Origin of the sequence: Actinomadura meyerae (assembly GCF_900188445.1) — a bacterium.
In the GTDB taxonomy this organism is placed as follows: Bacteria; Actinomycetota; Actinomycetes; order Streptosporangiales; family Streptosporangiaceae; genus Spirillospora; species Spirillospora meyerae.
This window is the reverse complement of the sequence record NZ_FZOR01000002.1, coordinates 1-9,195: the sequence shown is the minus strand read 5'-3', so window position 1 is coordinate 9,195 and position 9,195 is coordinate 1. Positions and strand designations below refer to the sequence as shown.

Below are 9,195 nucleotides of genomic sequence, written 5' to 3'. Positions count from 1 at the left end.
CCTCCCATATGGGCATCGGACCCGATGGCGGGTCCCCGCCCCTTCGCCGACGGTGGATGGTGAGAACAGGTGGAGGAGGTCGCATGGTCCCGCTCGCCGCACGAGAGAGCCCGCTTCCCCCGTCCACCGCGTTCCTGATCGTCCTCGGACTGGCGGTCGCCGTGGCCGTCCTCTCCGGGCTCCGGCACGTCGGGCCGTCCGAACGGCTCGTCGTCCGGCGCTTCGGCAGGACGCGCGGGGTCCGCGGCCCCGGGCTGCGCTACCTGCTGCCGCTCGCCGACAGCGGCGTGCGCGTCCCGGCGGGCCCGCGGCCGCACGACCTGTGGTTCCGGGCGATGACCAGGGACGGCGTGCCCGTGCGGCTCAAGGCGCACGCCCTGATGGGAGCCGACGACCCCGTCAGGTACGCCGCGGCCGCGGACACCTCGGGCGCGCCGTCCTCCGCCGCGCAGGCGATGACCGAGGTCGCGCTGCGCGGTCTGATAGCGGACCGGGACCTGGCGGACCTGCCGTCCCTGCTGGCGGGCGGGGACGACCCGGAGCTGGTCCGGCGCGTCGCCGAGGCGGTCCGGCCATGGGGAGTGGCCGCGAGCCTCGTCTCCATCACCGACGCGACGGTCCCGGTCCGCTCCGCCGGCGGCAGGGCGGCCGCCCTCGGAAGCACCGTGGTCCCGCCGCGCCTGCCCTCCGCCTGACCGCCAGGGCGGCGGTCAGAAGCCGCCGAAGTCGCCGCCCCCGCCGAAGTCGCCGCCGCCGAAGTCCCAGCCGCCGCCGATGTCTCCGCCGCCGTCGCCGAACCCGCCGTCCATGCCGCCGTAGCCCATGCCGCCCCAGCCGAGGCCGGGACCCATCAGCGAGCCGAGCGTGGTACCGATCAATAGCCCGCCGAGCAGGTCGAACCCGCCGTAGCCGTAGTAGTAGCCGCCGGCGTAGGGCGCGTACGCGGGCCCCGCGTTCCAGTACGGCTGCCGCGCGCCCCGGTACGGGACCATCCGGACGTCGGGGTCGCCGCCGTGCTCGACGGCCTCGGCGTCGGCCGCGCACGCCGGGACGGTGCGCAGGCTGCCGCCGGGCGGCGCCCACATGACGTCCCGGGCGGACGGCCCGTGCTGCGGGTTGAAGAAGCAGGGCGCGCGCCGCTCCGGTACGGGATCCCCGGACAGCCGGGCGCGGGTCGCGGTCATGAAGTAGCGGCCGTCCTCCAGCGCCGTCGTCACGGCCGCCATGTCCTGCGGCCTGGCCGCGCGCTCCGTCGCCGACTTCGCCTGGTCGTAGGAGTTCATGGCGTGCTCGTAGTCCGCGCGGATCGCCGGGTCGAGGCTCTTGTCCATGACGTCGAGGTCGAGGCGGGCGATGTCCTCGCCGAGCAGGGTGACGTCCTCCTGGACGCCCTTCTTGAGGTCCTCCATCTCCTTCGCCTCGCGGGCCTGGCGGCGCTTGCGGGCGGTGAGGAGCGCGGCCGTCACCGCCGCCACGAGCAGCACGACCAGGCCGAGGGCGACGTACCCGACGGTCGCGCTCGACCGGGCGTTCTCGTCGACCTTCGTCTCCGCGCGGTCCCCGAAGTCGATCAGCCGCTGCTTGAGCGGCATGCCGTTCGAGCGCGTCACGATCTGGTTGATCTCGCGCGCGTCCAGCTTCTTGGAGATCGCCGCCATGCGGCTGCCGTCGGCGGTCACGGCGACGAACGTCTCGCCCTTGCCGACCCGCTCGGCGACGGCCGGGAGCAGCTGCCTGACCTGGCTCGCGGTGACGTCGTCGCTGATCACCACGGCGCGGATGTCGGCGTCGCGGTCCCCGGCGAGGGACTGCTTGACCTGGTTCTGGTCGGCCGCCGACAGCACGTTCCCGGCCTCGCTCGTCACGTACAGGCGGGAGCCGACGAGGGCGTTCGCGATCTGCCCGACCGTATCGGCCCGCAGCTGCGCGGGCTGGACGGCCTGGAGCCGGGAGGACTGGAGCTGGGCGCTCTGGGGCTGGACGGTCTGGACGGCTCGGACGGCCTGTGCCTGGGCGGCGGCGGGCTCGGCCGGGGTGGCGGCGGACGCGGGGGCGGAGAAGGCGAACGCCGGTACCGCGACGGCGCCGATCATCGCCGAGACGGCGCCCCGGCGTGCCGCTCGGATGGCCCGGTTCTCGGTGCTCATACCTACTATCTGCCCACGTAGGCGCCCTGATGCCTCCTCCGTTGGACGGATTTGCGACGGTTCGCCATGGGGCACACCACCCATGCGCCGTTCCCCGGGCCCCGGCGAGCACGCCCGGCCCGCTCCACCCGGCGGGCCGGGCGGAGCGGGCCGCGCGTCAGCTGTCCTTGATCTCGCAGATCACGGCGCCGGCCGAGACCGTCTGCCCGACCTCGGCGGACAGGCCGGTGAGCGTCCCGGCCTTGTGCGCGGTGAGCGGCTGCTCCATTTTCATGGCCTCCAGGACCACGATGGTGTCCCCGGCCTCGACGGTCGCGCCGTCCTCGACGACGATCTTGACGATGGTGCCCTGCATCGGGCTGACCAGGGAGTCGCCGGACGCCTGCGCGCCGCCGCCCTTCTTGCCGCCGCGCCGCTTGGCGGGCTGCGCCTTCCCGGCCGCGGGGGCCGCGGACGCGCCGAGCCCGGCGGGCAGCACGACCTCGATCCGACGGCCGCCGACCTCGACGGTGACGCGCTCCCGCTCGCCGTCCGCCGCCTCGTCCTCGCCGACGGGCGCATGGTCGAACGGCGGGATCGTGTTGTCGAACTCGGTCTCGATCCACCGGGTGTGGACGGAGAACGGCGTCTCGTCGTCCTCCGGCACGAACGCCGGGTCGTCCAGCACCGCCTGATGGAACGGCAGCACCGTCGGCATGCCGTCGATGACGAACTCGGCCAGCGCCCGGCGGGACCGCTCGACGGCCTGCCGCCGCGTCGCGCCCGTCACGATCAGCTTGGCGATCAGCGAGTCGAACGCCTGCGGGACGGTCTGCCCGGCGCCGTACCCCGCGTCCAGGCGGACGCCGGGGCCGGTCGGCGGCTCCCACGCGGTCAGCGTGCCGACCGCCGGCAGGAACCCGCGGCCCGCGTCCTCGGCGTTCAGCCGGAACTCGATCGAGTGGCCGCGCAGCTCGGGGTCGCCGTAGCCGAGCTCCTCGCCGTCGGCGATGCGGAACATCTCGCGGACCAGGTCGACCCCGGTGACCTCCTCGGTGACCGGGTGCTCGACCTGCAGCCGGGTGTTGACCTCCAGGAACGAGATCGTGCCGTCCTGGCCGACGAGGAACTCGCAGGTGCCCGCGCCGACGTACCCGGCCTCCTTCAGGATGGCCTTGGACGAGGTGTACAGCAGTTCGAGCTGCTCGTCCGACAGGTAGGGGGCCGGGGCCTCCTCGACGAGCTTCTGGTGCCGGCGCTGGAGCGAGCAGTCGCGGGTGGATACCACGACCACGTTGCCGTGCTTGTCGGCGAGGCACTGGGTCTCCACGTGCCGGGGCTTGTCGAGGTACCGCTCGACGAAGCACTCGCCCCGCCCGAACGCGCCCACCGCCTCGCGGACGGCGGACTCGTACAGCTCGGCGACCTCGTCCAGCTTCCGCGCCACCTTCAGCCCGCGGCCGCCGCCGCCGAACGCGGCCTTGATCGCGATGGGCAGCCCGTGCTCCTCGGCGAACGCGACGACCTCGTCCGCCCCCGACACCGGGTCCTTGGTGCCGGCCACCAGCGGCGCGCCGACCTTCTGCGCGATGTGCCGGGCCTGCACCTTGTCGCCCAGCGCGGTGATCGCGGCGGGCGGCGGACCGATCCAGATCAGCCCGGCGTTCTCCACCGCGGCCGCGAAATCGGCGTTCTCCGCCAGGAACCCGTACCCGGGATGGACGGCGTCCGCGCCCGAGTCGGCGGCGATCTTCAGCAGCTTCTCGATGTTCAGATAGCTCTCGGCGGCGGTCTGCCCGCCCAGGGCGAACGCCTCGTCGGCGACCCGAACGTGCAGCGCCTCCAGATCGGGTTCGGCGTACACCGCCACACTCACCAGCCCCGCGTCGCGGCAGGCGCGGGCTATACGTACCGCGATCTCCCCGCGGTTGGCGATCAGGACCTTGCGCACGTGGGTCTCCTCCCTAACCTCGCAGGCAGTCTAGATAACGGCCGATCCAGCCTTTCGTAAGGCCCTCCTTATAGGGCTGCATGTCCCGGATAGCGGGAGGTTTCGCGAGATAACGGTCTGGTGACCGGGGGAGCCGTCCCGCGCCCGCCACCGTCTGATCGGCGACCCGCACACCGACGGGGCGGGCGCGAGAGGAGTGGTCGTGGCCAACAAGGAGTCGTCCGGCAAGAACCGGTCCGGAGCCGGCAGCAGGTTGTCGGGGCTGAGCAGACCCCGCCGGCGCACCGCCGTCATCACCGCGGTGCTGCTGGTCGTCGTCGGCTGGCCGGTCCTCAGCGCGCTGTTCGGCGGCTTCGAGCGGACGACCGGCGGCGAGATCGCCGTCGTCCGCAACGGCGGGTTCTTCGACAACAACAAGATCCGCCAGGTGATCGACCCGGGCTCGGGCCGGGTCTGGATCGGCCTGTACTCCCAGGTCCACAAGTACCCCGCGCAGCAGCGCTTCTACACGATCACGTCGGACGCCAGGAAGGGCGACGAGACCGGCGTGGACGTCGTCACCGTGCCGAGCTCCGACGGCGTCAACATGGGCATCGAGGGGACGCTGTACTTCACCCTCAACCAGGACCACTCCGTGATCAGGGAGTTCGACGACAAGTACGGCACCCGCAAGTTCCGCAGCGCCGGCGGTGAGATGTACAACGTCTACGACGGCGACAAGGGCTGGTCGGCGTTCCTCGACCAGATCGTCCGGCCGGTGATCGACAACGACCTGCGCAGCCAGATCAACAGCTTCCGGTGCGCCGAGCTCGTCTCCTCCTGCGCGCTCGTGCAGAACTCCTCCGCGCAGCCGCGGCCCGTCCAGCCCGTCGGGGCGAAGGCGCAGAGCAACAACGCCAACATCGCCAAGGTGCAGAACGCGATCAACACCAGCCTCGCGGCCGACCTGGAGCAGACGCTCGGCGGCAAGTTCGTCACCAACATCCACTTCAACCTCGTCCGGATCACCCTGCCGGAGAAGGTGCAGGACGCGGTGGACCGCGCCCAGGCCGCGTTCGCGCAGGTGAGCGAGGCGCAGGCGAAGGTCGCCACGGCCAAGGCGGAGGCGGCCGCCAACAAGGCCCGGCAGGACGGCTACAACAAGTGCCCGACCTGCGCGAAGATCGAGGAACTGAAGGCGCTCCCGCAGGGCATCACGGTGTACGCGCCCGGCAACCCGAACGGGTCGCTCCTGCGGGGCCAGTGACGGGGAGGCGGTCATGCGGTTCCTGATCGTGCTGGTGGCGCTGGCGGTCGCGGCCGCCGTCGTCGTCCTGCTGCTGTACGCGTTCGCCGACCGCTCCGCCGCCGACCGCTCCGCCGCCGACCGCTCCGCCGCCGGCCGGGCGGCGCTGGAGCGCGGCGCGCGCTGGGAGACCCACACCGAGTCGTCCGGCGGCGTCACCGCGGTCGTCGTCCGGCAGGTCACCCGCGACGACGCCGGGGACCTACTCGCCGAACTGGGCCGCCAGACGGTCGCCGAGATACCGGACGGCGACGCGGAATGGGAGGAGCGCTATCACGAGGCGATGGCGCAGGCCCGTTCCCGCGTCGCCGCGCTGCAGAGCGAAGCGAGCTGACCTGCCATTACCCGGAAATGCCCGCGCCCCCCGCTCCGGGGGCGCGGGCTTCGCCGCGAAAGGGCGCCTCGACCCGGTGTACCCTCGGCTCGAATCCGCCCGCACATGATCACCGGAGCCGCCGATGGTGCGCCCCTGGCGCCGGGCCGGCCTGGCGGTGGTGCTGGCCGCCTGCCTGGCGGCGCCGTCGTCCGCCGTCCACCGGGAGCCCCCCGCCGTCGAGGACTACCTCACCGAGCAGCTGACCGTCGCGGCGCGGGCCTTCCTGGCTCGCCGCTCCCAGGCCCTCGTCCACGCGCAGGACCGCCGCGCCATGCCGACCGAGGTCCAGGGCGTGCGCATCTCCCCGAGCCTGGCGCGCGCACAGGAGCAGGCCGTCCGCGAACTGGAGACCCGGAACCGCGCGCCCGTGGCGGGCGGCCCCGCCTACACCGGCGCCCGCACCCGCCTCGACGCGAGCCGCGCCGTCCGCGACGGGAACCGCATCACCCTGGAGGCGGTCGAGCACACCGAGGTGAGGTACGGCGGCGGGAAGCTCACCCAGTCGGTGCGCCGCCGGTTCGAGTTCCGGACCGCCGGGGAGCAGATCACCATGGTGGCCGAGCGCGTCCTGGACCCGGCCGCCCGCCCGGTCAACGACCCCCTCACCGCGGACCGCTGAGCGCCTTTCGATCCGATCTGAAATTTCCTTGACGGACAGTAAGTATGCGCGTCACAAGCCCGTGGTGGCCACATCCGGACATCCCGAGATGGCAGGTATATGGCCGTTTCGGGGGAGGTGCGGCTGGATTGACGTGATCGATGGGGCGTAAGCTGACGCCATTCTTTCCGCACCAGACGGCAAAACGTTCGGCGATCAGCGACGAAAGGGCCGGAGCGATGGGCGACAAGCGCGGAGCCAACCTCGGCGAACTCGAGGAACTGTCCCGTATCTTCAGCAAGCACTCCCGCAACCTGGACGCTCTGATCAAGGACCTCAACGGCCGCACGGTGAGCAGCAGCGCCGCCTGGTGGGGGCCCGGCGCCGACCGCTTCCGCGCCGCCTGGGCCGAGGCCAAGACCGCCTTCGACAAGATGGCGCTGGCCCTGGAGCAGGGCAGCCAGGACATCCGCAAGTCCCAGCAGAACATCGAGGCCGCCACCCGCTGACCTCCCCCTGAGCCGCGGGTCCCGGCCCATCCCCCCGAGGTCGGGACCCGCATTCAGCTCCCCGCTTCCCGCTCCTGCTCCCGGCGACCCCGCGGCCGGACCCACGCCAGAGGGATCCACGTGAGCAAACCATCGCCGCTGCAACTGCAGTTCCTCCTCGGCCGCATCCAGGTCCTGTCCGACGAGCACTGGCACCTGTTCACCGCGTCGCGCCGGGCGATGGACGACCACGCCTGGGTCGGCGGCACCGCCTCGCGCGCCTTCGCCCGCAAGCTTGACCAGAGCGACGCCGCCCTGCACGCCGAACTGCGCAAGGCGCTCCAGCTCGTCCGAGACGAACTGAACCGCCCATGACCTGGCTCGACCCCGACACCTGCGGCGTGAAGCTGGCCGAGTTCGAGGCGATGACCCGCCAGCTCACCCAGGCCGCCCCCAAACTGGCCGAGCTGGCCGACGAACTGTGGCAGGCGCTGCACGCCGCCCAGGTCAGCACGGCCCCCGCGATGGAGATCAAACGCATCGCCGCCTGGGCCGACCGCGCCGCCTCCGACCTGCGCCGCCGCAACCGGCTCGCGCACGACCTCGACCGCCAGAAGCTCGCGTTCACGATCTGCCGCCCGGACGGCGACTACCTGAAGCTCCCCGACCGCTACACCGACCAGGTCGCCTACGCGTCCGGCCGCCGCAGCGCCGACCTGTTCCGCCGCGCGGCATCGGGCGACCCGGCCGCCAGGGCGGCCCTGCGCGCCCTCCGTCCGGGCGACATCACCCCGATGTTCGCCAAGGGCCTCCTCGAGGCCCTCGGCCCCGAAGCCCTGCTCAAACTCCCGATGGACCTGACCGTCCCTCTCACCGCCGACGTCCGCCACGACCGCGAAGGCATCGACGCGCGCGCCGCCGAGACCCGCGCGATCCTGGCCATGCTGGGCCGCAGCCTCGCCCTGTCCACCCGTCCCGGCACCGCCGCCTACCTGGGCGACGACTACCTGCGCAACCTCACCCGCGCCGGCCGCGCGAACTTCCCGCCCCTCAGCGCACCCCCGCACGGCACGGTGGGCTACCAAGCCCTCTCCGCCCTCCTCGTTGCCGCCGGCGACACCCGCTTCTCCACCCGCTTCATCGACATCGTCGGCAGCGACATGATCGCCTACGACGGCCGCCTGCGGAAAACCCTCGGCGAGGAACCGCTCCCCACCCTCGCCGGCAAGGCGGGCCTGGGCAACGCCCTCGACCCGGCGACGACCAAGGTCGTCCCGAACGACAACAAGACCGACTTCCTGGCGGCCCTCTTCACCGCCGCCGCCAACTCCGGCCGGGAAGCCTCCCAAGCCCTGCTGACGCACGTCCACATGGGCCCGTTCGAGCAGGGCACCGAACCGGGCTTCGGGGGCTCGACCCTCCAGTACCTCCTCCACGACCGCCGCCCCGTCTGGGCCGCCACCGACCACGGCACCGCCCTAGGCCAGGCCCTCCAGACCGCCACCACGGGCCAAGACGACCAGTCCACCACCCTGGCCTTCGCCGCCGCCAAGATCCTCATAGCCGACGCCCGCAAGAACTTCGTCGTCAAGGGCGGCATCCTGCAGATCCCCGAGCGAGGCCCCTTCGACGCCCTCTCACACGGCGACCTGGGCGATGCGATCGCCCGCCCGAAGCACTACGACGAACTCTCCGGCCTGCGTCCGGCCATGGCCAACATCCTCGTCGCACACCTGGAGAAACTGCACGGCATCGTCCAACTCTCCGAGTACACGAAGAAGGCGGGGCCCACCCAGCTCACTGGCGAAGACCTGGACTACCTCCTCCTGGACGTGACCCGGGACGCCGCCGCCTACGAGCGCCTCCTGATGGGCCAGATCGCCCATTCGAAGCTCGCGATCGACCGGGCGGTCGCCGAGCACGGTGACCTGTCCGACGTCATCGCGCGCGAAGGCTGGATGTTCGGCCACCTGCTGGAGGCCCGCCACCAGGCGATCGGCGCGGAGGAGACACGACTCGCCGAAGACCTCAACCGCATGCGCAAGTACGTCGGCACCGCCGTCGGCCTCGTGCCGATCGCCCCGACGCTCGTGGCGGAGCGAATCCCCGGCGCGGGAAAGGCAGCGGAGGCCACCATCCTGGCGATGACCGGAAAACTGACCGATGTCGCGGCGAAGAGACTGGCGGACAGCCCTGATCAAAGAATCCTTGGCCCGGCGACCGAGACGGAGGCAGTGGAGCAGTTGCTGAACCAGATGATCCTGTCCTCCATGATGCAATGCCGTTAAATTAGCCTGACCGTCAGGGTGTTATCCACATATCCACAGGCGTCGCAGGTCCATGTGGAGTTCGTGAAAGCGATTGAAGCCTC

9 protein-coding genes are annotated in these 9,195 nt (G+C 71.9%); 7 read left to right on the top strand and 2 right to left on the bottom strand.

The window, feature by feature from the left end; genetic code table 11:
* Nucleotides 1-83 precede the first annotated feature (83 nt).
* Complete coding sequence (locus tag CHF16_RS02795) at nt 84-695, top strand: SPFH domain-containing protein (protein WP_179271359.1); 612 nt, start codon at nt 84-86, stop codon at nt 693-695.
* A 15-nt stretch (nt 696-710) separates the two neighbouring features.
* Here the strand turns inward: CHF16_RS02795 and CHF16_RS02790 are convergent, their stop codons facing one another.
* Both CHF16_RS02790 and CHF16_RS02785 read right to left on the bottom strand, forming a co-directional pair.
* Complete coding sequence (locus tag CHF16_RS02790; RefSeq protein ID WP_089324311.1) at nt 711-2,147, bottom strand: hypothetical protein; 1,437 nt, start codon at nt 2,145-2,147, stop codon at nt 711-713.
* 157 nt (nt 2,148-2,304) lie between these two features.
* Nucleotides 2,305-4,077, bottom strand: a complete 1,773-nt coding sequence (locus tag CHF16_RS02785) for an acetyl/propionyl/methylcrotonyl-CoA carboxylase subunit alpha (RefSeq protein WP_089324310.1) — start codon at nt 4,075-4,077, stop codon at nt 2,305-2,307.
* Nucleotides 4,078-4,279: 202 nt separating this feature from the next.
* Here CHF16_RS02785 and CHF16_RS02780 point away from each other — a divergent pair, with 202 nt between their 5' ends.
* The 6 genes from CHF16_RS02780 (at nt 4,280) to CHF16_RS02755 (ending at nt 9,112) form a co-directional block, all read left to right on the top strand.
* Nucleotides 4,280-5,323: an SPFH domain-containing protein gene (locus tag CHF16_RS02780; protein ID WP_245868178.1), complete on the top strand. Its 1,044-nt coding sequence runs from the start codon at nt 4,280-4,282 to the stop codon at nt 5,321-5,323.
* 13 nt (nt 5,324-5,336) lie between these two features.
* Entirely contained in the window at nt 5,337-5,696 is a 360-nt protein-coding gene (locus CHF16_RS02775; RefSeq protein WP_089324309.1) for a hypothetical protein, read from the top strand.
* Between the two features lie 124 nt (nt 5,697-5,820).
* Nucleotides 5,821-6,357 carry a hypothetical protein gene (locus tag CHF16_RS02770; protein WP_089324308.1) on the top strand — a complete coding sequence of 179 codons (537 nt, stop codon included), beginning with the start codon at nt 5,821-5,823 and terminating at the stop codon, nt 6,355-6,357.
* Nucleotides 6,358-6,575: 218 nt separating this feature from the next.
* The gene (locus CHF16_RS02765; RefSeq protein WP_067795563.1) at nt 6,576-6,845 is read left to right on the top strand and encodes a WXG100 family type VII secretion target; all 270 of its coding nucleotides are present in this window, start codon (nt 6,576-6,578) and stop codon (nt 6,843-6,845) included.
* Between the two features lie 120 nt (nt 6,846-6,965).
* Nucleotides 6,966-7,199, top strand: coding sequence for a hypothetical protein (locus CHF16_RS02760; RefSeq protein WP_089324307.1), 234 nt, complete (start codon nt 6,966-6,968; stop codon nt 7,197-7,199).
* Nucleotides 7,196-9,112 carry a hypothetical protein gene (locus CHF16_RS02755; RefSeq protein WP_089324306.1) on the top strand — a complete coding sequence of 639 codons (1,917 nt, stop codon included), beginning with the start codon at nt 7,196-7,198 and terminating at the stop codon, nt 9,110-9,112. Before CHF16_RS02760 ends, CHF16_RS02755 begins: the two co-directional genes overlap by 4 nt.
* The last annotated feature ends 83 nt before the right edge of the window (nt 9,113-9,195 follow it).

Excerpts from the sequence above, each read along its gene's own strand:
- CHF16_RS02795 (WP_179271359.1), top strand. The coding sequence starts at position 84 with ATGGTCCCGCTCGCCGCACGAGAGAGCCCGCTTCCCCCGTCCACCGCG.
- CHF16_RS02790 (WP_089324311.1), bottom strand. The coding sequence starts at position 2,147 with ATGAGCACCGAGAACCGGGCCATCCGAGCGGCACGCCGGGGCGCCGTC.
- CHF16_RS02775 (WP_089324309.1), top strand. The coding sequence starts at position 5,337 with ATGCGGTTCCTGATCGTGCTGGTGGCGCTGGCGGTCGCGGCCGCCGTC.
- CHF16_RS02770 (WP_089324308.1), top strand. The coding sequence starts at position 5,821 with ATGGTGCGCCCCTGGCGCCGGGCCGGCCTGGCGGTGGTGCTGGCCGCC.
- CHF16_RS02765 (WP_067795563.1), top strand. The coding sequence starts at position 6,576 with ATGGGCGACAAGCGCGGAGCCAACCTCGGCGAACTCGAGGAACTGTCC.
- CHF16_RS02755 (WP_089324306.1), top strand. The coding sequence starts at position 7,196 with ATGACCTGGCTCGACCCCGACACCTGCGGCGTGAAGCTGGCCGAGTTC.